Origin of the sequence: Rhodococcus sp. DMU1, from assembly GCF_012272955.1 — a bacterium.
In the GTDB taxonomy this organism is placed as follows: domain Bacteria; phylum Actinomycetota; class Actinomycetes; order Mycobacteriales; family Mycobacteriaceae; genus Rhodococcus; species Rhodococcus aetherivorans.
On sequence record NZ_CP050952.1, the window covers coordinates 1,039,614 to 1,060,976 of the forward strand.

The window sequence follows — 21,363 nt, forward strand, 5'->3', positions numbered from 1 at the left end:
CGGGAACGTAGGTTCGACATCGGTAATGCCCCGGGGCTGGCGGCCGCGTACACCGGTCCCCGGTGCGGCTGCGGTGTGTCCCCGACATCGGATACTGGGCTGTCCAGCGCGACAGCCGGAGCACACACACGGCCGTGGGTGTGGGGCGTACCGGGGCGGCGTGGCTACTCTCCGAGATATGACCCTGTGCCCCAACATATTACGATGTTCAGGCAATTGGTGCGGTGGGAGGATTGTGCCATGATCACCCCCTGGTCGGAAAGAGCAGGGCATCAGCCGGGCGACCGCGCAGTTGTGTGGGGATTTCCCCGTATCCTCGTACACCGACGTCGAAGCCGTAGTCCAGGAGATCAGGGCGCGACTGTAGATCGTGCGCTCGATGGTTGGGGTGCAGGCCTGGACCTTCGGACCCGAAGTGGAGTTCCAGGCCGCAGGCATACAACGAATTCCCCTTTTCGATCACCGGGGAAGAATTCGGCATGCTGGTGGTGATCGGGCAGTTCGCCGCGCAATTGTGGGTGGGATTACGGGTGGCGATGGGTTCGGCTGATCCGTTCCTGTGCATGCTCGCCGCGGTGGCGACGATGTGGATCATGTTCCAGACGTTCGTCGACATCAGCTGCACGGTGACGGCGGTGTTGCCGCGCTATTCTGAAACTGTCCGCAGAGGTGGCACATGGCATTGAAGGAACGGCGAACAAGCCTGATTGTTGCGTTGAAGCGGTCGAGCCGACACGCTGGAACAGGTTGCTGCGATGGCAGGCGGTGATCCGCGGGCGACTCAGCGCGACGACGCGACGGCCATCGGTGCCGAACTCGGGGCAGCGGGTTTCGAGGACGCCGAGCAGATCGGACGCGGCGGCTTCGGCATGGTCTACCGCTGTCGGCAGCGGGCCTTGGACCGTACGGTCGCCGTCAAGATCCTCACCGTGTCATTGGACGAGGAGAACCTTGCCCGGTTTCTGCGTGAGCAGCGGGCCATGGGCCGGTTGACCGGGCATCCCAACATCGTCCATGTCCTGCAGGTCGGGACGACCGACAGTGGCCGGCCCTATCTGGTGATGCCGTACTACCCCCAGACTTCCCTCGACGCATGGATCCGCCGCCAAGGTCCGTTGTCGGTCGACGACGCCCTGCGGATGGGGGTCCGGCTTGCCGGTGCCTTGGACACGACCCATCGGCTGGGAGTCTTGCACCGCGATGTCAAACCGGCGAATGTCCTTCTCACCGAGTACGGCGAGCCGGTGCTGACCGACTTCGGGATTGCCCACATCGAAGGGGGCTTCGAAACCGAAACCGGGGCGATCATCGGGTCGCCCGCATTCACCGCGCCGGAGGTGCTCAGCGGCGAGCGTCCCAGTGTGGCCTCGGACATCTACGGCCTCGGAGCGACGTTGTTCGCAGCTCTGACCGGGCACGCTGCCTTCGAACGCCGACAGGGTGAGCAGGTGGTCGCCCAATTCCTGCGGATCACCACCCAGCCGGTCCCGGATCTACGCGAAAACGGATTTCCGGATGACATCAGCCGCGCTGTTGAACGCGCCATGGACGCCGATCCCCGCCGACGCCCGAGCACTGCAGCAGCCTTTGGGCACGAGCTGCAACAAATCCAGGTGAGTCGAGGGCAGCGAGCCGACGAGATGGCGCTGCTCGAGTACAGCGGCCGGCTCCGGCCCGGATTACCCGATGCTGTGAGACCTGTCCGCCGAGTGGGGAACCTGCCCGCCGAATCGACCACCTTCGTGGGGCGCCGGCGAGAAGTTTCCGCCGCGAAGAAGAGATTGACGGCCTCCCGCGCGCTGACGCTGACCGGGATCGGTGGGGTGGGTAAGACGCGGCTGGCGCTGCGGGTCGCGACGGAGCTGCAGCCGAGCTACCGCGACGGTGCGTGGCTGGTCGAGTTGGGAGAACTCAACGACGAGGCGCTACTCGTCGATGTCGTGGCCGAGGTACTCGACGTCCGAGATTCGCCGGGTCGATCGCTGGAGGATGCAGTAGTCGACTTCGTGGCCTCGCGACAGCTTCTGCTGGTACTCGATAACTGTGAGCAGATTGTCGACGCTGCGGCGCGGCTGGCGGACCGGTTGTTGCGACACTGTCCGGATCTACGCATTCTGGCCACCAGCCGTGAACCCCTCGGTATTCGCGGTGAGGTGGTCATGCGGGTATCGCCGCTGTCGGTGCCGCCCTTGGATCAATTGGGATCGGTCCGGGAACCGCGCCGATTCGATGCGTTGAAGCTGTTCGTCGAGCGGGCAGCAGCCGCCGTGCCGGACTTCGAGTTGACCGAGTACAACCGTGCCGCTGTGGTGGAGGTCTGTACCCGGCTCGACGGACTGCCCTTGCCCATCGAGCTGGCGGCGGCCCGCATGCGGGTGATGTCTGCCGAGCAGCTCCGGCAACGCTTGGCCGAGCGGTTCACCGTCCTGACCACGGCGGAGCGGCACGTGCCCACACGACAACGGACGCTGCGTCTGTCGATCGACTGGAGCTACGATCTGTGCACGCCCGCCGAACAGCAACTGTGGCAACAGTTGTCGATCTTCGCCGGCAGTTTCGGCCTCGAGGCGGTCGAGTACCTGAGTGGCGGCACCGCGACCTCTACCGACGTTCTTGACCGGGTCACTGCGCTGGTCGACAAGTCGATCATGATTCGAGAACAGCACGATGATCAGGTTCGCTTCCGGATGCTCGAGACGATCCGGCAGTACGGTCGCGAGAAGGCTCAACAGTGTGATGAGTACCTCGGGTGGCGCCACCGCCACCGGGAGTGGTTCGAGCAGATGGTCCTGCGGGCAGAAGCGGAATGGATCAGTCCCCGGCAGCTGGACTGGATCACCTGCTTGAACAGAGAGTTGCCGAATCTGCGTGAGGCCCTCGAGTTCGCTTCGACCGAACCGGCCGCGTCCAGATCGGATCCCGCATTACGGATGGCCACCGCGCTGTTTCCGTACTGGCTGGCACGGGGGCTGCTCAACGAAGGCCGCCACTGGCTCGGACGTATGCTCATGCATCCTCTCGCCTCCAGCAATGACAGGATCGACGCCCTCTATGCCCACAGTGTTCTCGCCGAACTGCAGGGCGATTTGGCTACCGGGGCTGAGTTGGTCGAGCAGTGCAAAGCCCTGGTCCAGGGCGCGAACGACCCGCTCCTGGATGCCCGCGCCGATCACGCCGCCGGCCTTCTCGCTTTGTACAGCGGTGATCTGGTCCAGGCCTGCACGCATTTGGAGCGTGCACTCGCGGTCTTCGATGCGGAACATCACCTTTCGCGGCACGTCTGGATTCTGGTGATGCTCGGTCTCGCATACGAATTGCGCGGCGATACCGACCGAGCGATCGAGTGCCACCGGAAGGTGCTGGCCATCACCGAAGCGCACGGTGAGTTCGTGTATCGGTCCTACTCGCAGTGGGCCTTGGGTGTTGCGCTGTTCCAGGAGGGCGATCACCATGAGGCTCGGGTGATGCTCGAGCAGGCGCTCGGTGTGATTCGGCGTGTCGGCGAACCTCTGGCTGCTGCGGTATGCCTCGAGGCGCTGGCGTGGACCGAGGACGTTGAGAACCGTGCCGAACGCGCTGCCGTACTGATGGGCGCAGCGGAGTCGTTGGGACGTGCGACCGGAAGCTCATCGCTACTCTTCCGTGCGCTTGACCGCAATCATGCGGAATGCGAGAAGTCCGCGCGGATTACTCTCGGTAACAACGAATTCGAAGCCCGACTGCGCCACGGGAGAGGACTCGGGCTCGACGATGCCGTCGACTACGCTCTGGATGGCTGATCGCCTCGTCGACGGACCATCCCTTCATCTCGTTCGTGAAGCCCCCAGGTCTGTCGAGACGCGGTGGTGGATAACCGAACACCCTGCCGAGGAGGAGGCAGGGCGCTCGGCTCCGGCCGATCGCTCAACTGAGACCACGACCACCGACAGGGGAGAGGCAACCGTGGGGATGGTGGGTAGTCCGGCATCGGCTGGATCGGTCGGACCTTTCGCCAGCGGATCGACGGAGGGGCGCATCGACCAACTCTGGACGCGCTGTCAGATGGCGTGGCAGTGGCCGCCGTCGACGTGGACGGCGGTGCCGGTGATGTAGCCCGCTCGGGGCGAGAGCAGGAAGGCGGCGGTGTCACCGAACTCGTGAGCTTCGCCGACCCGACCGAGCGGGATCCGCATCCGGTCGGCCATCGTGTGTAGGTATTCCTCGACGTCGCGGCCCGCCTCGAGTGCGGGGCGCTGGATCTGGCCGCTGCGGATGACGCCGACGAGGATTGCGTTGACCCGGATCCCGTCGGGCCCGAGTTCGGTGGCGAGCGCATTGGTCATGCTCAGCCCGGCGGCGCGCAGAGGGGCACTCGGCATGGCTTTGCGTCCGGGAGTGCGGGCGCCGGTGCTCAGGACGTTGACCACGGCCCCGCGGCTGGCTCGCAGGTGCGGAAGGGCGAGGCGGATCGTCCGGGCGGCGGCGAGGAACTTCAGTTCGTAGTCCGCGATCCATTCCTCGTCGGTGATGTCTTCGAACCGGCCGCCGGTATGCACGCCGGCGGCATTGAGCAGTCCGTCGACGCGGCCCCACCGGTCGGTGGTGGCGTCGATAAGGGTGGTGAGGTCGTCGATGCGGGTGACGTCGGCGGGGACCGCGTGCACGTCGTGACCGAGGGCGGTGACGGCGTCGTCGAGTCGACGCTTGTCGCGGCCGCAGATGGTGACGTGGGCGCCTTCGGCGAGCAGCGAGCGCGCGGTCGCCAGACCAAGGCCGTCGGAGCCGCCCGTGATCACGAACGCCTTACCGTGCACACCGAGATCCATCCGTCTGCCCTTTCTCCTCGAGTTTCGCGCCCCGAGACCCGGGGTCGACGTAAGCGGTCAAACCAACTCGGAGGCGCGTCGACTCCTCTGGGACAGCTTTGCTGCGCACGCTTCGGCCAGTTTGCGCTTTGCCGTCAGCCCCAAGCCGAGCGTCGGACGTGACTGCAGCAGGGTGTGCAGTCGTAGGTAGAAGGTGTACGGCGTGACGCCGAACTGGGGAAGAATGTATTCGTCGCCCCCGCCGAAAGGGAGCCACTTGGTTGCGAAGTCGATAAACTCTTGGTCTTCGGTGGTCATCGATCTCTCCTTTCGTTCACGTTGTGCCTCGGGGCGCAACGGACCGGACGGGAAGTACTGATCCGTAGATGGATCGGCCCAGTGTGAGAAGTTCGGGCGTTCCGGCATCCAGTGGGCTGGTCTCCAGTGTTGCAAACAATCATTTGTTTTTCAATACTGCGGATTGATTCCCCTGGGTGCACTCGGCCGACGCAGGGGCGCCCTTTCGGACAGCTGCCGCTGATCGACGGGCGGATGCACAACGCGACTGTTCGCACACACTGCAGCGCAGGACTATCGCGGCGTGTCCTGCGGTCCCGCCCTCGAATCGAAGGCCCGTGCAGTGTCTGCATTGACGTGTTCAAACCCTGCTCTTCCGCCACAGGACTGACTCCCGCCGTGACCGCACCGCCGTTGCGAGGTGGGAGATCAGCGTGTCGAGGTGTCGTGCACCTTGACCACTTCCAGCATCGCCTTCACATTGGTGATCTTGATGCGGGGACGTCCGTGTTCCCTGCCTTGCTTGCGTTCGGCAGCGTCGATGGCCTGCCATCCTCGGTAGTCGACGACCTCCGGCTGTCGTTCGGTGACGAGGGCGCTCAGTTGTTCCCTGCTGCAGTCGGAAGCGGGTCCCTCCAGTGTGCCGGCGAGGAAATCCTCGAGCAATACCTTGACGGTCTCCTGGGCGCACTTCTTGTTGGTTCCGATGACGCCGGAGGGTCCGCGCTTGATCCAGCCTGCGGTGTACACACCGGTCAGGGACTCGCCGGTCTGCGGGTCGATGACCCGCCCGTCTCGATGGGGGATCGTTCCTGTGGCGTCGTCGAAGGGGACGCCGGGAACGCCTGCGCCGCGATATCCGATGGAACGCAGCACAAGACCCGTCTCTATGGTCTCCGTCCGGTCGGTGAGGCGGGCTTTGAGAGAGCCGTCGGCGGCCCGATAGAGTTCATTGTGTGCGATTTCGATGGCTTCGACATGGCCGGCGCCGAGCACCGCGGTCGGTGAAGCGAGATAGCGCAGCACGATTCGCTTGCGCGTCGGGTCGGGGACTCGGGTGGAGTACTCGCGGGCGAGCTCGGTCTTGAGCACAGTCGAGGGCTCGGCCGCGGGGTCCTCCAGCGCAGCTCTGCTGTGCTCGTCCAAGATCAGATCCTGAGAATCGACCACCACGTCGACCCCCTCGAGCGCTCCGAGAGCCAACAGCTCCGGGGTAGTGTATGCGGCTTGAACCGGTCCGCGACGACCGAGCACCAACACCTCGCGAATACGGCTGTGTCGCAGAGCGTCCAATGCGTGATCGGCGATGTCGGTTCCAGCGAGATCGTCCGGGTCGGAGACCAGGATACGTGCCACGTCCAAGGCGACGTTGCCGTTGCCGACGACGACGGCACGTTCACCGGACAGATCGAACTGCAGGTCGGCATAGTCCGGGTGACCGTTGTACCAGGCCACGAACTCGGTCGCAGCGTGACTGCCGGGCAGGTCTTCACCCGGAACGCCGAGACGACGGTCGCGTAGCGCGCCGACCGCGTAAATGACGGCGTGGTGGTGCGACATCAGCTCCGGGTGGCTCAGGTGCTTGCCGATTTCGACGTTGAGGTGAAACTGCAGAGCCGGCTTGGCTGCGGCGTTTCGGAAGAGATCGGTGACAGCCTTGGTGCGCTGATGGTCGGGAGCCACACCCGCCCGCACGAGCCCCCAGGGGGTGGGGAGCCGGTCGAACATCTCGACCTCGACGGCCCCGTGAACGTTGGTGAGCAGATCATCGGCCGCATAGCAGGCCGCCGGGCCTGAGCCGACAATCGCAACCCGCAACGGTTGGTCCTGCTCGGGCAATGCGATCGTCGATACCGAAATGTTCGGCATGCCCTTGGACTGGAGCGGGTGCTTGTCGAAATAGTCTGCGTTGATGCTGGCGTACCGCACGTCGGTCCCGGTGAGGTCCCACTCCGGGTAGATGGCGCCGACCGGGCATGCGTCCATGCACGCCCCGCAGTCGATGCACGTCACGGGATCGATGTAGAGCATCTCCGTGTTCAGGTATTGCGGGTCCCCCGGGGTGGGGCGGATGCAGTCCACCGGGCACACCGGCACGCAGGAGGCGTCGTTGCAACACGGTTGGGTGATCACATAGGCCATGACAAGTGTCCTCGGTACAACCCTGCAGAAGGGGATGGAAGTGGCGATGGATGGCTGGTCGCCATCGATGAAAGCGTGGTCGGTGACGAGTGAGTGTGTCGGAGTAGCCGGGTCAGCGCTGGAAGGTAGAGGGGGCGGGCGCGGAGACGTTGCCTTTGCTCCGCGCCCGCCCGTGTGTCCCGTCCTAATTGTCGACGAGGGCGATCGCTCCCTCGGGGCAGTTTCGCATCCCGAGTTCGGCGGCTGCCTCCTGGCCGGGCGCCACTTCGATGGTGGAACCGCGGTCGGCGTTGTAGCCTTCGTCGTCGAGTCGGTACACATCCTTGGCGAGGATGAAGCACCGTCCATGACCTGAGCACAGTGTGCCGTCGATCTCTACCTTCATCGTGATCCTCCATCACGTCGTTCATGCGTGGTTCACTACATCCACGACCGAAGTGTCCGGTCGCGCCACTGGTCGGCGCGTCTACGCCCGGAGCATGCTGGTCAGAAGACCAGGTGCAGATCCTTCATCGTGCGCAGAATTCCGGTCTCGTAGCTCGGCTCGGTTCCCGGCTTGATACCGAAATCGGGGATCCGCTTGAGCCACTCGTCGAAGGTGGCACGCAGTTCCAGTCGTGCCAAGTTCGACCCGATGCAGCGATGCTGGCCTACGCCGAAAGCGGTGTGGAGCACCGTCTGCCGGGTGATATCGATCTTCCCGGGATTTTCCACCACACGGGGATCGCGCGATGCTGTGCTGTAACCGAGCAGAACAAAATCCCCTTCCTTCATCGGCGTGCCGGCGACCTCGGTGTCTCGGGTGCAGGTGCGCCCGAGGGCAACCACCGGTGGGAAGACCCGGACGAATTCCTCCACCGCCCGTTCGATCATGTCGGGATTGTCGACAAGGGCTTCACGATCCCCCTGATGCGTGGCCAGGTGATGGATGGCACCCGCCATGACGTAGGTGGTGGTGGCGATGCCACCGAAGGTCAGGTCGACGAGAATGCTGACCCGGTCCTCCCACGGTGCAGGCTGACCGTCCTCGTACTCCACGCCGGCGGCGATGACGTCGACCAGGTCACCGCGCGGGGGCTGGTTCTTGCGGATCTCCAGGTATTGGCCGAGGTACTCGAAGACCTTCGCCATGTGTCCGGGCCGTTCCTCCGGCGGAGCGAAGGTGCCGTTCTCCACGCCGGTGACGAGCATGTCGAGGTCGTCGATCGGCACGCCGAGCACGTTCTTGAAGAAGGCCCATCCCGGTAGCTTCGATCCGAATTCGCTGACGAATTCGCATTCGCCCTTGTCGATGAATCGGTCGATGAGGGTGTTCACGTCGGCGCGGATCTGATCCTCGTACCGGGCGACGGTGGTCGGGCTCAGGTACGGGTTCAGGACCTTCCGCCATGCCGTGTGCTTGGGCGGGTCCGATTCCTCGGGCATGAGGTACGGCAGCCCCTCGGGGCGGTTCGGCATGTATCCCTTGGCGCTGCTGAAGGTACGCCAGTCCTGGCCGACCTTCCGCACGTCTTCTTGACGGGTGACCATCCAGTACCCGTTGCCGACGTTGCTGCGCACAACCGGGCACTTCGCGACCATCTCGTCGAGGATGTCGAAGAAGTGCTCGTTGAACTTCGGGTCGTCGATATCGAAGTCGTTGAACATGTCTCGTCCGAAGCGTCCCTTGAGGGACTCGACGTCCGGGGTGGTGCGCGTCTGCTCTTGAGTCATGCCTCGTTGCCTCTCTGGGTGGACTTGGCCCGACGGTCCGGGTCAAAAAACAAGTGTCTGTTTTTTCCAAGGCTAGATGCCGATCGGTGTGACGTCAACCACCCTTCGGTCAGGGTTGTGAGTGCCGGCACTCTCGGCTGCTTCTGGCGGCGCCACCATCCCTCCTCGGCCTGACGGGGTAAAGGCGGCTTCATCGTCGTCTACCCGGCTTGTGCCGAAACCTATTGACGCTGTTTGCCCCCCGCGTTACCGTCTCTGGAAACGAATGATTGTTTTCCACGGTCGTTCACCCGATGCGAGGAGGAAGAAATGTCCGGAAGGCTGGCAGGTAAGGTCGCCGTCATCAGCGGAGCGGGATCGGGAATCGGAGAGGCGACAGCGGAGGTCTTCCATCGGGAAGGTGCCAAGGTCGTGGTGGCCGATATCTCCGGAAAGCAGGAAGAGGTGGCCAAGCGCCTCGGCGAGGGCTGTATTCCGGTCCACGTCGACGTCTCCAAGTCGGCCGACGTCGAGGCGATGATCCAGGCAGCCATCACCCACTTCGGCCGTCTCGATGTGCTGTACAACAATGCAGGCATCGACGGCGACCAAGCGGCCACCGGTGAATACACCGAGGAGGCGTGGGACCAGGTGCTGAATGTGAACCTCAAAGGTGTATTCCTCGGCATGCGGCACGGCATCCCGGCAATGATCAAGAACGGTGGGGGCTCCATCATCAGTACGGCCTCGATGGCCGCCAACGTCGCCTTCGCGAACATGCCCGCCTACTGCGCGAGCAAGGCAGGCGTCGTTATGCTGACCAAGACTGCTGCCGTGGAGTACGCCAAGGACAACATTCGCGTCAACGCCATCCTGCCCGGCGTGATCGGCACCGGAATGACACCCCACCTTCCGGCCGATCTCATCCAAGGCATCAAGGACGCCACCCCGTTGAATCGCATCGCCAGTCCCTCCGAAGTGGCGAACCTTGCTCTGTTCCTCGCCTCCGACGAGTCCTCGTTCATCACCGGCGACGACATTCTCGTGGACGGCGGCTACACCCTGGTCTGAACGCGTCAGCGTCGTGACAGGGCGGCCGGGACAAGCCGTGACCCGGCCCATTGAAGGGAATGGGGCTCGGCATGCAGGCTGTGCTGCCGTCGATGATCGGTTCCGGTGGCGGGAAGATTGTCAATGTCTCCTCGGTCGCCGCGCTGATCGGCATGCAGAACACGGCCGCGTACGCCGCTGCGAAGGGAGGCATCCTCGGCCTCTCCCGCCAAGCTGCCATCCAGGACGCCTCCGAGAAAATCCGGGTCAACGTCCTCGCGCCCGGCACTATCGAGACTCCCATCCTGGGCGATATCCCGAAGGAGCTGTACGACGTGATGATCGCCGGTACCCCGGCCGGCCGACTGGGCAATCCCGACGACGTCGCATCCATGGCTTTACACCTGCACGGCTCCGGTGGTGACCTCGTCACCGGACAAACCTTCGTGGTCGACGGAGGTGGGACCGCCCACTGAGCCTGTAAATCGGCAAATGCGACGCGGTGCGCCGTGTCGGATAACGAAGTGCTACAGCGTTATCCGACACGGCGCATGGTGTCCGCGACATTCCCACCCAGGAGAACGCGACGACACACTGCGTGCAGGACCCGTCCAGAGCCAAGTTATCGAGTACGAAGTGAACGCGATGTGTACGCCCATGGTAACGAGGCCGAAGACATCACCACTGACGTCGGCAACCTGAACCACACCGGAGACCGCTGCCCCCGCGTCACATGCAGTGAGAACCAGGACCAACGAGATCCATGACTAACCGGGCGCCAAGACCAAGATCAGTCCGATGGTGAATCCTCTGCTTTCCTACGCCCGCGTGGAGTTCCGGCGCTTCCTCCAACTCAGTCGTCAGGACGGGTGAGGCAGACCCACGCGCAGGGTCTGCCTCACGTGCTCCGGCCCAAGGGGCGGAACCTGAGGGACGGTCACGGTCGCCACGGCGTGGCGATGCGTGTCGACAGCGTGGGCACTTGTGGCTGCGAACGCTATTGCAGGCCGTCGAACGCACGTCGGGCACGATTCCACAAGAATCGGTCCGGCGGGGGTACCCCCGGGCATGCGTCAGCGCGGGTACCGGGGCTTGGCAACGCACATCCCCATCCGAAAAAGCGTGCGACGAGAGGGCCGATCGGGACGGCCACGCCTGAATCAGCATCCCACCCGTGCCGTGCGGAACGGTGGAAGTCGGCGTTCCTGCCCGAGGACCGAGAGTGCAGCGACGAGGCTGGCAGCCCCCATCGCCAACCAGGCAAACGAGTACGAAGCGGTCGTGACGAGAACCCCCATTATCGAGAGTCCTACGACACCACCGCCGAAGTATGCACCTTGGACCACACCGGAGGCCGGTGCCACCGCATCGCAATACCGGCTCGTGACCCCGTGTACGAGCAGCGGGATCCACGACCAGCCGGGCACCAAGACCAAAATCAGTCGGGCGACAAATGCTCCGGGAATCCCTGACGCCAACAGAACGAAACCCCACCGCCGCCGGCCACCATCATCATCCAGGCCACGGGGAACGGGTCCGATCCCCGCCGGTCGACTATCAGAGCACACGTCAGACGGAACAGGATCGATCCACAGGCACAGGCGGCAACGACGAACGAGACGGACGCGATGTCCAGGCCGGCAGTGGGAGCGGCGATCACCACGAAGGCCGTGGCGCCGCCCAATGCCACGTTGCCGGCCAGGACCCCGGTCATCATCACCACCAGAGGGACGCAACGACACCTTCTCCAGAGCAGCGGCCGGGACGGAACGCGTCCGTTGCGATTGTGCCCCGCGTAGCCACAGCACGATCAGCGCGGCGACCAGACCCCCGATGCCGAGGGCGGACCGCCATCCGATCAGTCTCTCCAGCACCGGCGCGGTTGCTCCGGCCACCATCAGCGCCGTCACGGGACTGGCACTTGCCGCCGCGAACGCAAGCGCGCGTCGTTGGACGCGCACACCCGACATGATCACCACGTTCACTGCGGGTGTGGCCAAGGCCGGAGCGAGTCCGACCACCGCGAGTGCGAGTACCAAACCCGCACCGGAGTGCGCGGCCCAGGTGAAGACAAGACCCAGGGCGAACGCACCGAGGCCGGCGGCGCGCAGTGCTCTCACGGCGCCCATCGGTCTGCGAGTACGGCCCTCGGAAACGCGGCAACGGACGCCACCAGCCGATAGCCGGAGAACGCGAACCCGAGGACAGCTTCGTCGAGGTGCAGATCGGATGTTCTCGCCCATCGCGCTGACCAGAAGCTGGGCAGAATGCGCATGGTGTTCAGGGAGATCGCGTCCACTATGTGTCTGCTACGAATGCTCGCCGGCGACTCTACCGATACCGGAGTGTCGTCCGTGCTGCCCTCGATCAGGATTTCTTCTCGCGCCTGTGCGGGGCTTCCGCCCTCTTCGTCCAACTCGTCGTCCTTTTCACGACGGTGAGGCAGACCCGCATACAGGGTCTGCCTCACCCGGTCCCGCCGGCGGAGCTGGGGCATCCGAGCCCCGTCGGCGTGACGCTCCGCGCTGACGGGCTCGATCTCGGCGCAGTGACTCATCGCCCGTGGTGGAGGCGGGCGTGGCTGTCTCGCCGTCGCTCGCGGACACAACTCGAGATCACGAGGACCGCGGGTTGCCCGCACGCAGGGTCTGCCGCCTCAGTTGTACTTTCCGAGATAGCCCGCATCGACGGGGATAGTGGCGCCGGTGACGTACTTCGCATCGTCCGACGCCAACCATGCGACCGCACCCGAGATCGCCTCCGGCTCCATCCACGGCACCGGCAGCAGGTTCATGGCGGTGAAGGTGTCACCGAAGTCGTCGAACGTGGGATTCTCCACTCCCGGTGCGAAAGCGGACCAGATCGCGTCGTTCTGGATCATCTTCGTGTCGACGGAGCTGGGGTGGATGGTGTTGACGCGAATGAACTGGGGTGCAAACTCGTTCGCCAAGGTCCGCATGAGTCCGACGACGGCGTGCTTGCCCATGTTGTAGTGCACCTGGTTGGGGAAGCCCCGCATCCCGGCGGTCGAACTGATGATGATCACCGAGCCGCCGCGGCCGCCGTCGACGATGTGGGGAAGGGCGGCACGACACGTGTTGTAGGGTCCGTGCATCTGTACATCGATCATCTCGTGGTACGTCTGTTCGGGCATGTCGAGGAAGGGAGCGCTGGACCAGATCCCGGCGTTGGCCACGACGATGTCCAGGCGGCCGAACTCCGCGACCCCGGCATCGACGGCGGCGCGCAGAGAGTCGAGGTCCCGCACGTCTGCCGTTCGCGCCACGATCCGTCCACCGGCTTTGTCGACGAGCCGGGCGGTTTCGGCGAGGTCGTCCTGGGTCGCCAGGTCGTACGGGACGCTCGCCATGTTCGCGCAGAGATCGACGGCGATGATGTTCGCGCCCTCCTCGGCCAGGCGCACGGCGTGTGCGCGTCCCTGCCCGCGGCCGGCTCCGGTGATGAAGGCGACCTTGTCCTGCAGTCTGTTCATGTGGATCTCTCCTGGGACGATTGCTCGATGGGTGGTGTTGTTGTGAGACTGATCTGGGTGGTGACGGCGTCGTCGGCGGCTCAGCCGCCGAGGCGTGAGGGATCGATGGTCAGCGGACGCTGATAGGAGATGTCCGAACGGTCTCGGCGAGGCTGGGGACCCGTCCGCATGAGGGTCTTTGTCCGTTCCGGAAGGTTTTTCACCACTGTCATCGCGACCTGGTCGAGTTGGTCGGGGATCGAGTCGAGCGGTGCCCAGTCCCGGATGCAGGCGCGCGCGGCGATCGCCCAGTGGCCGTCGCGTTTTTCGAATCGGTCGAGGTAGCGGCCACCGCTCATGGTCAGGGGTGTTCCTTCACGGTTGAGCCCGACGAACATGTAGTACGTCTCGGTGTGGGCGACATCGCCGTCGAGCTCGCAGGTGATGTTGAAGATGGCATGTTGGTGGGACAGGTGGGTCCGGGTGTGCATGTCGATCGCCCAGTCGGCGAACTCCTCCGGGCTTCCGACGAAGACGCCGTGGTCGTCGATGGCGTCGGGATGGTAAACCGACAGCAGCAATTCGCGATCGAGCCGGTCCACCGCCCGTGAATAGGTCATCAGGCAGTCGCGGATGCTCTGCCTGTCCTGCAGCTCTCGAACCGAGGCGGCCAGCTCGGTCAGGGACGGGGTTTTCTCGATCTCGGGATTGGCGGTCATCACTGCTCCTTGTCGTCCAGCGGGGCGCATCAGGCGATCGGGTGGTCCTCGCGTACACAGGCGATGTAGTCCCGCCACACGATGCGGCCGGCGAGGACGTCCTCGCAGGTGTAATCCTGGGTAGGGGTGTCCCACCGCAGATCGGTACTGACGAACTGGAGCAGCGCTCCGAACGTGACTCGAGGCGAGAGGAACGTTTCGCTCCAGGCCGATAGGCGGGTGTCGGTGTCGATGGGTTCGCACCCGTCGGTGCGCAGGGCCTCGACCGTGCGCGGGATGTCGTCGACCAGGAACGTCATGTGGTGAAAACCCGGGCCGCGGCGGCGCATCGCTTCGGAGATGAGCGAATCGCTGCGCAGCGGCTGCATCAGTTCCAGTTTGAACCCGGGCAGCATCCAGTGCGTCAGCCGGATCCCGGTCTCGTCGTTGTCCCCGCCGCACAGGAACGTCCCGCCGATCACGTCACGGAAAAACGTTGCGGCTTCGGCCATCGACGAGACCGCGAAGGCGACGTGGTCCACCTTGGTGATCCGCTCGGCGGTCCGGCCGCCACAGACCGTGGGATCGTCACCTGTCGAGGACATCGTGGTTCCTTCCGTCGAGTTGTGGGGATCGAGTGCTGTGCCGGTTATTCCGGGGCGGGCTCTGCGGATCGTCTAGCCCGAGGACGTGTCGCCTACCGGACGGCCGTACGCGATTCCGTGTCCAGAGTCTGCGCCGCCTCGTGTAGCGCGGCTGCGTCCGCGAGTTCGGCGGTGAACTGGGTACGGGTGATCGACCACAGACGCAGAGCGGCCAGGGCCGAGATCGCGAGCGGGATCGAGGCCGCCAGGAAGATGTACTTGGGGGCAACGGATTCGGAGGCGTAGCCGGCCAGGATCGGGGTGATGATCGCGCCGATACGGCTGATACCGACCATCAGGCCGTAACCCCGAGCGCGGGCGAGCGCCGGGTACATCGGTGGTGCCATGGCGGTGTAGGAGGACACGGACACGAACACGGCCAGTCCGAGTGCGGTGGCCATGACGAGGGCGAGGGGTCCGCCCATGGTGAGGGTGAAGAGCACCAGGCTGACCACGGCCAGGCTCAGTGCCATCCAGGCGATTCGGGTGGCGAGGAATCTCAGGCCGATGAGCCCGAAGACGATCGATCCGGCGAGGCTGCCGATGCTGATGATCGTGCCGGCGATGGCGCCGTCCTGAGTGCTGCCGCTGGCGTCGGCGATCAGCTGCGGCGTCCAGGTGCCGACGAAGTAGTACGCCGCGGTGAGGAAGGCGTAGCCGATCCACAGCAGTACGGTGCGCTCGCGCAGTTCGGCGCTGAGCACCCGAGGCTTGCCGGGGGCGGGGGGAGCGACGGTGGTCGACGACTGCGGTTGCTGCTCGGTGGGGGTGTAATCCAGGCCCAGTTTCGTCGCGATGCGAGCGACCTTGTCCTGTGCCCCCGGCTTGTCGGTGGTCAGCAGGAAGGTCAAGGTCTCGGGCAGCAGAGCGGCGACCAGGACGAGTCCGAGGAAGCTGACGGCGGCCCCCACCCAGAACATCGCCTGCCATGCCCCGCCGAAGATCGACATGAGGGACACGCCGGTAAGGCCGGCGAGGGTGCTGCCCAAGGGAAATCCGACGGTGACGATGCCGATGGCGAAATTGCGGCGCGCGGCCGAGGAGTACTCCTGGGCCACCACGATCATGGTGGCGCTGATGACGCCGACACCGATGCCGGTGAGGAAGCGGCCGCCGAGCATGACCGCAGAGTTCGGTGCCAGGGCGGTCGTGACCATCGAGACGATGTTCAGGGTCAGGCCCGCCAGGATCAGAAGGCGCCGGCCGTAGCGATCTGCCAGAGGAGCGACGAAGATCGCCCCCGCCGCCATGCCGAGGAGTCCGGCACTGATCAGGTATCCCTTTTCGCTGGGGGCGGCGAAGTCTGCCGGTAGATGAGGCAGCACGAAGCCCATGGCGAAGAAATCGAAGCCGTCGAGCATGTTGCAAAACATGCACAAGACAACGATGAGCCACTGATAAGGCCTCATCTTCGTTGAATTGATCTTGCTGATGACATCCATACCTTCTGCTCCCTCGTGGAACGGTGACGGGATGATGGCGTCTACCCAGCGCGCCGTGCCCGCCGGCTCGGCGGGCACTGGGTCGGTAGCTGCGGGCCGACGGAACCGATGGGACACTGACCTCGATCGAGGTGCGCCCTGACGTTCCGTGCCCGGACGGATTCGTCCTGGACGACGGTGCTTCCACCGTGGCGGGCATCGGCCGAGCCGGACGAACGCCATAAAAAACGATTGATTGTTTTCTGCGTCACACTGTGCGCTCCCACTCGGGGAATGTCAAGAAGTTTCAAAGCGATCTGTCGACTCGGTCACCGTCCCGGAGCGGATCTCAGCGGTTCCGGATGGCGGGGTTCGAAGAGGTCCCTGCCCTTCGGCCATCGTGCTCAGCACCTCCCGGACGAGAACGGCCATGTCGTGAGCCCACACGGAGGTCAGACCGCCATCGACGGTGAGAGATTGGCCGGTGACGAATCCGGAGCGGTCACCAGCGAGGAACACTGCCACGTCGGCGATGTCCTGGACTGTGCCGGCACGACCGAGCGGGTGCAACTCGCCCAGCCGTGGGGCCAGTCGGTCGAGGAACTCGTTGTGGCGTTCGCGGCCGAGGCGGGTGGCCTGGGCGAGGATGGGGGTCAGGATGACACCGGGAGTGATGACGTTGGAGCGAATCGCGTAGCGGCCCAGTTCGTGGGAGGCGGCGCGGGCGATCTGCTCGATTCCGGCCTTGACGGCCGAGTAGGACACCGATCCGATGCCGGCCAGTGTCGTGGCGATACTCGATATCGAGACGATGCTTCCGCCGGTGCCCTGGGCCTTCATACGCTGCCCGGCATGCTTGTGCCCCAGCAACACCGATCGTAGTAACAGATCGCTGGTGCGGGTGAAGGAGTCGGCGTCGACGTCGAGCAGGCGACCCTGGCCGCCGAGTGCGCCGGCGTTGTTGACCATGATGTCGATCCGGCCGAACGTGTCGACTGCGGCGGCAACGAGAGCCTGGATGTCGGTCTCGCAGGTGACGTCGGTGTGGTGGAACACGATCGAACCGGGATGGGTGTCGGCTACTTCGGCGCCGCGGTGGTCATCGATGTCTCCGACGAGCACCACGGCGCCGTTGTCGACGAACGCTTCGGTGACGGCGCGGCCGATCCCGCCCGCGCCACCGGTGACGACGGCTACCTTGCCGTTCAGTTCTCTGCTCACGAATCCCTTTCCGATCACTCGGTCCCGCAGAACCGTCCGTATGGGCGATGTCGGCCCCCGACGGCCGGTGGCGGATCGGCGGTGCGACCTACTCGCCGACGATGATCGATTCGGTGGGACAGCCGTCGGTGCGCGACGCAGATCCTCTACCGACACCCCAGGTCACAGGCCCGCGAACAGTCGGATCCAATACCTGAGCCGAGGGCCTCATCGCCAATGCTCCATGGGCATTCCCGCTACCGGAGACCACAACACCTGCACCTCTCGATTGCCGAGCCCACCCAAATAGAGCGTCTTCAGATCCGGTCCTCCGAAAGCGATGCTGGACAGGTTGGACACACGAGACCCACGGCTGTGCGAAATCTGATCCCAGGTCAGGCGCCCCTCGGCATGGGCCGAGGCGATCGCGTCCAGCTCACTGCGATTGACGTCTTCGAACACGACGGTCCAGGTCATATCCGGTGCGATGCGGATCAGGCGGTTGGAGATGACACAGACGATCCAGAGCGCGCCCTCCGCATCGACGGCCATGCCATCGGGGAAGGTGTCTTCCGGGTAGGTGATCCGGACAGGATTACTCAACAGGCCGTCTGCCGCAACGTCGTACCGGGTGGTGCGGCAGGCAAAGGTCTCGTTGACGAAAAGGTACTTGCCGTCGGGCGAGAGCCGTAGTTCGTTCGTCCAGTTCAGCCCATCTGCCGCAACAGTGACCTTGCCATCGTGCACCAGCAGGATCTGCCCGGTGTTCTCTTCCGCGGTGAAGTGGTCGTGCTTGCGTCTCAACGAGCTGATGGTGATCCAGGCCCGGTCACCGTCCACCAGCACGAAATTGGTGCGCGGTATAGCGGTCCCGTCGAGCTCGGTCGCGAAGGGGCGGGCCTCACCACGCCGTCCGACCCGCCAGACACCCCCCGCCTTACCCATATTGGCGAACAAGAAGTCACCGTCTGCCGTCAACGCGATACCGTTCGGCCGAAAGCCCTGCGCAATCAGATCTGCCTCGACGGCGGGGCCAGTGGTCCCGTCGGGCGCGATCCGCGCGATACCGAGCGTCCAATCGCCGGTGTAGATCGAGCCATCGCTTGCTGCCAGCACGCATTCCGGCCGGTTCAGGCCACTGCCGATCTGCGACAGATCCGCCGGCTGAAACGGCTCGATTTCGGTCAGCACCATTTGTCTTCTCTCCTGATTGCAATGGAGTCAGGCCGCGATCGGAGTGCGGTCGGGATCTCCGATCGCGGCGACTCTTTGGGGGCTCAGCGGTTGCGTCGGCGTGCACCAAGCGTGACGCTGCCGCTCACAAGGCCAGGTAACCGCCATCGACGGGAATCGTGACTCCTGTGACATACGAGGACATATCGGAAGCGAGGAACACCGCCGGGCCGGCGATCTCCTGTGTCTCGCCGACACGACCGAGCGGTAGTCGTTGGAGGAACTTCTCGCCCGCTTCACCGGTCACCGTCATCAGGTCGCTCTTGATCCTGCCCGGTGCCAGTCCGTTGGCTCGACCACCTGTCGGGCCGAGCGTTCGGGCGAAATACTGGACCAGTGAGCGGACGGCAGCCTTGGACGCGCCGTAGGCGGCACTCGATCTCGGCGCCGTGAATCCGGCAATCGACGAAACGAAGATCACGCTTGCGCCCGCATGCTTCAACGTGGGCAGCAGCGCGACTGTAATGTCCCATTGCGCAGTGAGGTTCACGCCGATGACCTGATCCCACTTCTCCGCCTGATCAGGATCGTTCGGTCTGATGCGGGGCGCGATGCCCGCATTGTTCACCAGCACATCGATATTTCCGTATTGCTCGGCCATCCGAGCGCCGAAGGCATTGACGCCCTCACGGTCGCTGATGTCCAGGATCTCGGCAGAGGCCGAACCACCCGAAGCCTTGATGTCCGCAACCACGACATCTGCTGCTTCCTTGTTCCTGTCAACCACCAGGACGTGTGCGCCTTCCGAGGCCAGAGCGGTCGAGATGGCCGAACCCAGGCCGCGGCCACCTCCGGTCACTACCGCCGTCTTATCGGACAGTCGTGTCATCTGCTTCTCTCCTTTCGCGAATCAACCGGCCGGTGTGGCAAGTCGATCGATTTCTGTGTGCATTCGGTGCCTTGGCCAGCTGTAAATCCGAGACGTCGCAGGATCACGACATGACGTATCCCTTGTAGCCGTTGCGGGTCACGTCCTCGCAGTACTCCCGGAACCTGGGATTGCCCCCAACGAAGAGCAACACCTCGCGTTTGTCGCGCCCCTCGATGTTCTTGTTGATGCCGGTGAACCAGGAGTTCGTCTGCCCAAGGAGCAACTTGCCCATCAACTTCGTGCAGTAGAGCGTATAGCTTTCGGCTGCATCGGGTTCCGGCTCTATGCGTTGGACATGGTTTTCCTTTGCATGGGCCATCATTTCGCTCAGCCAGTCGACGGCGAGCGCCGAGCAGCGCGGAATGTTGCAGAAGGTGGCCCCGCTCTGCGGTCCGACAAGCAGGAAGAAGTTGGGGAAACCGGGGCATTGCATACCCATGTAGGTGGTCACGCCATCAGCCCACGCATCCTTCAGTGCCACACCGTCCGTGCCGCGGATGTCGATACGGTTCCACGCTCCCTTGACTGCATCGAAGCCCGTGGCGTAGATGATGACGTCGAATTCGTGCAGGGTCTCGGTGGTCTGGATGCCATCGGGTGTGATTCTGGTGATCGGCGTCGTGTTCAAGTCGACCAGGGAGACGTTGTCCTGGTTGTAGACCTCGTAGTAGTCGGTTTCGAGAGGCACCCGCTTCATGCCGAAGCCGTGATCTTTCGGGATCAGCAGTTCGGCGGTGCGGGGGTCCTTGACCCGCTCACGAATCTTCTGGGCCACGAATTCCGAGACGTACTTGTTGGCTACCGGATCGGACAGCACGTCCTGATACGCACCGAGCCACAGCGAGAATCCCGGGCCCTTGTACAGTTCTTCCAGCTTGGCATCGCGCTCCTCCTTCGGAACGTCGAACAGGTTCTTCGGAATGAACTCGTGCGTATAGCCGGCAATGGATGCGTCGCACTTGGCAATGAACTCGTTGTAGTGCGATTTGATGTAGTCCATCCGCTCCTGGGTCATGGGACCGTTGCCCAGAGGCGTGCACCAGTTCGGTGAGCGCAGGAACACCGTCAGGTTCTTGGCGACCTTTGCCATCTCCTGAATGACCTGCACACCCGTTGAACCCACGCCGATCACGGCTACGCGCTTGTCGGAGAAATCCAGATCGGCGGGACCGAATCCGTTCGGGTCATGCGGCCAGTTCGCGGTGTGGAAGCTTTCGCCCTTGAAGGTGTTGATGCCGGGGGCGTTGGGCATCTGGGGCGCGGACAGCGGTCCGAGGGCCGAGAAGACGAAGCGTGCAGTCACCGGAGCGCGATACTGTTGTTCGAACTCGAGTGTCCAATAGTTGTTCTCGTCGTCGAAGACGGCCTTCTTGACCCGCGCGTTGAAGATGTAGTCCTTGCGGATGTCCATGAGGTCGGCCGCGCGGTGGATGTATTCGAGTACTTCCGGTTGGGCGGCGAAGCGCTCGGACCAGTTCCACTCCTGCATGAGCTCTTCATTCCAGAAGTAGCCGTACACTTCGCTCTCCGAGTCGACCCGAGCGCCCGGATAGCGGTTGTGATGCCACACACCGCCGATGTCGTTTGACCCTTCGACGCCCAGGACGGAGTAGCCCATCTCGCGCAGTCGATAGGTCTGGTACAGACCGGTCAATCCCGCGCCGATCACCACGGCGTCGAAATCGAGTTCTTTCGTCATTGCACTTCCTCTCGTTGGCCTGGGGGCGAGCGTTCCGGGCGGCCGAACAGGCGAGCCGCTTCGCTGCGTCGATCGAGCCCCGGACCAATAACAATCGTTTGTTTTTCATGCGCCGCACGTATCCACGGATATGTGTCACGCGTATGGGGCTTGCAGGGAA

18 protein-coding genes are annotated in these 21,363 nt (G+C 64.1%); 4 read left to right on the forward strand and 14 right to left on the reverse strand.

All coding sequences use genetic code 11. The annotated features are described in order from the left end of the window. Positions 1-383: 383 nt before the first annotated feature. Positions 384-686 carry an FtsW/RodA/SpoVE family cell cycle protein gene (locus HFP48_RS04940; RefSeq protein WP_081637032.1) on the forward strand — a complete coding sequence of 101 codons (303 nt, stop codon included), beginning with the start codon at positions 384-386 and terminating at the stop codon, positions 684-686. 69 nt (positions 687-755) lie between these two features. Next, positions 756-3,779, forward strand: coding sequence for a protein kinase (locus HFP48_RS04945; RefSeq protein ID WP_006942917.1), 3,024 nt, complete (start codon positions 756-758; stop codon positions 3,777-3,779). A 258-nt stretch (positions 3,780-4,037) separates the two neighbouring features. Here HFP48_RS04945 and HFP48_RS04950 read toward each other — a convergent pair whose 3' ends face one another. The 5 genes from HFP48_RS04950 to HFP48_RS04970 all read right to left on the reverse strand — a co-directional run bounded on the left by HFP48_RS04950 (position 4,038) and on the right by HFP48_RS04970 (position 8,936). Beyond that, complete coding sequence (locus HFP48_RS04950) at positions 4,038-4,805, reverse strand: SDR family oxidoreductase (RefSeq protein ID WP_006942918.1); 768 nt, start codon at positions 4,803-4,805, stop codon at positions 4,038-4,040. A gap of 57 nt (positions 4,806-4,862) precedes the next feature. Beyond that, a complete protein-coding gene (locus HFP48_RS04955) occupies positions 4,863-5,102 on the reverse strand; it encodes a hypothetical protein (protein ID WP_044476293.1) in 240 nt (79 codons plus the stop codon). 408 nt (positions 5,103-5,510) lie between these two features. Beyond that, entirely contained in the window at positions 5,511-7,223 is a 1,713-nt protein-coding gene (locus tag HFP48_RS04960) for an FAD-dependent oxidoreductase (protein ID WP_065923020.1), read from the reverse strand. Positions 7,224-7,407: 184 nt separating this feature from the next. Next, positions 7,408-7,608 carry a ferredoxin gene (locus HFP48_RS04965; protein WP_006942920.1) on the reverse strand — a complete coding sequence of 67 codons (201 nt, stop codon included), beginning with the start codon at positions 7,606-7,608 and terminating at the stop codon, positions 7,408-7,410. Positions 7,609-7,709: 101 nt separating this feature from the next. Continuing rightward, positions 7,710-8,936: a cytochrome P450 gene (locus HFP48_RS04970; protein ID WP_006942921.1), complete on the reverse strand. Its 1,227-nt coding sequence runs from the start codon at positions 8,934-8,936 to the stop codon at positions 7,710-7,712. Positions 8,937-9,245: 309 nt separating this feature from the next. On the opposite strand from HFP48_RS04970, the gene HFP48_RS04975 reads away from it, so the two are divergent. Both HFP48_RS04975 and HFP48_RS04980 read left to right on the forward strand, forming a co-directional pair. Next, a complete protein-coding gene (locus HFP48_RS04975) occupies positions 9,246-9,986 on the forward strand; it encodes an SDR family NAD(P)-dependent oxidoreductase (RefSeq protein WP_006942922.1) in 741 nt (246 codons plus the stop codon). A 59-nt stretch (positions 9,987-10,045) separates the two neighbouring features. Then, positions 10,046-10,441, forward strand: coding sequence for an SDR family oxidoreductase (locus HFP48_RS04980; RefSeq protein WP_006942923.1), 396 nt, complete (start codon positions 10,046-10,048; stop codon positions 10,439-10,441). Positions 10,442-11,403: 962 nt separating this feature from the next. On the opposite strand, the gene HFP48_RS31475 is transcribed toward HFP48_RS04980, so the two are convergent. The 9 genes from HFP48_RS31475 to HFP48_RS05025 all read right to left on the reverse strand — a co-directional run bounded on the left by HFP48_RS31475 (position 11,404) and on the right by HFP48_RS05025 (position 21,203). Then, the gene (locus tag HFP48_RS31475) at positions 11,404-11,688 is read right to left on the reverse strand and encodes a hypothetical protein (RefSeq protein ID WP_006942924.1); all 285 of its coding nucleotides are present in this window, start codon (positions 11,686-11,688) and stop codon (positions 11,404-11,406) included. A 933-nt stretch (positions 11,689-12,621) separates the two neighbouring features. Beyond that, on the reverse strand, positions 12,622-13,458 hold the full coding sequence (locus HFP48_RS04990) for a mycofactocin-coupled SDR family oxidoreductase (RefSeq protein ID WP_006942926.1): 837 nt from the start codon (positions 13,456-13,458) through the stop codon (positions 12,622-12,624). An 80-nt stretch (positions 13,459-13,538) separates the two neighbouring features. Then, positions 13,539-14,156, reverse strand: coding sequence for a nuclear transport factor 2 family protein (locus HFP48_RS04995; RefSeq protein ID WP_006942927.1), 618 nt, complete (start codon positions 14,154-14,156; stop codon positions 13,539-13,541). Positions 14,157-14,185: 29 nt separating this feature from the next. After that, complete coding sequence (locus HFP48_RS05000) at positions 14,186-14,740, reverse strand: VOC family protein (protein WP_006942929.1); 555 nt, start codon at positions 14,738-14,740, stop codon at positions 14,186-14,188. Between the two features lie 92 nt (positions 14,741-14,832). Further along, complete coding sequence (locus HFP48_RS05005; RefSeq protein WP_232334114.1) at positions 14,833-16,221, reverse strand: MFS transporter; 1,389 nt, start codon at positions 16,219-16,221, stop codon at positions 14,833-14,835. Between the two features lie 276 nt (positions 16,222-16,497). Continuing rightward, on the reverse strand, positions 16,498-17,421 hold the full coding sequence (locus HFP48_RS05010; protein ID WP_044476301.1) for an SDR family oxidoreductase: 924 nt from the start codon (positions 17,419-17,421) through the stop codon (positions 16,498-16,500). 207 nt (positions 17,422-17,628) lie between these two features. Further along, entirely contained in the window at positions 17,629-18,594 is a 966-nt protein-coding gene (locus HFP48_RS05015; protein WP_006942934.1) for an SMP-30/gluconolactonase/LRE family protein, read from the reverse strand. A gap of 124 nt (positions 18,595-18,718) precedes the next feature. Next, positions 18,719-19,462 (reverse strand): SDR family oxidoreductase, encoded by a 744-nt coding sequence (locus HFP48_RS05020; protein ID WP_006942936.1) that lies wholly within the window; start codon positions 19,460-19,462, stop codon positions 18,719-18,721. A gap of 103 nt (positions 19,463-19,565) precedes the next feature. Continuing rightward, entirely contained in the window at positions 19,566-21,203 is a 1,638-nt protein-coding gene (locus tag HFP48_RS05025; RefSeq protein WP_006942944.1) for an NAD(P)/FAD-dependent oxidoreductase, read from the reverse strand. Positions 21,204-21,363 lie beyond the last annotated feature (160 nt).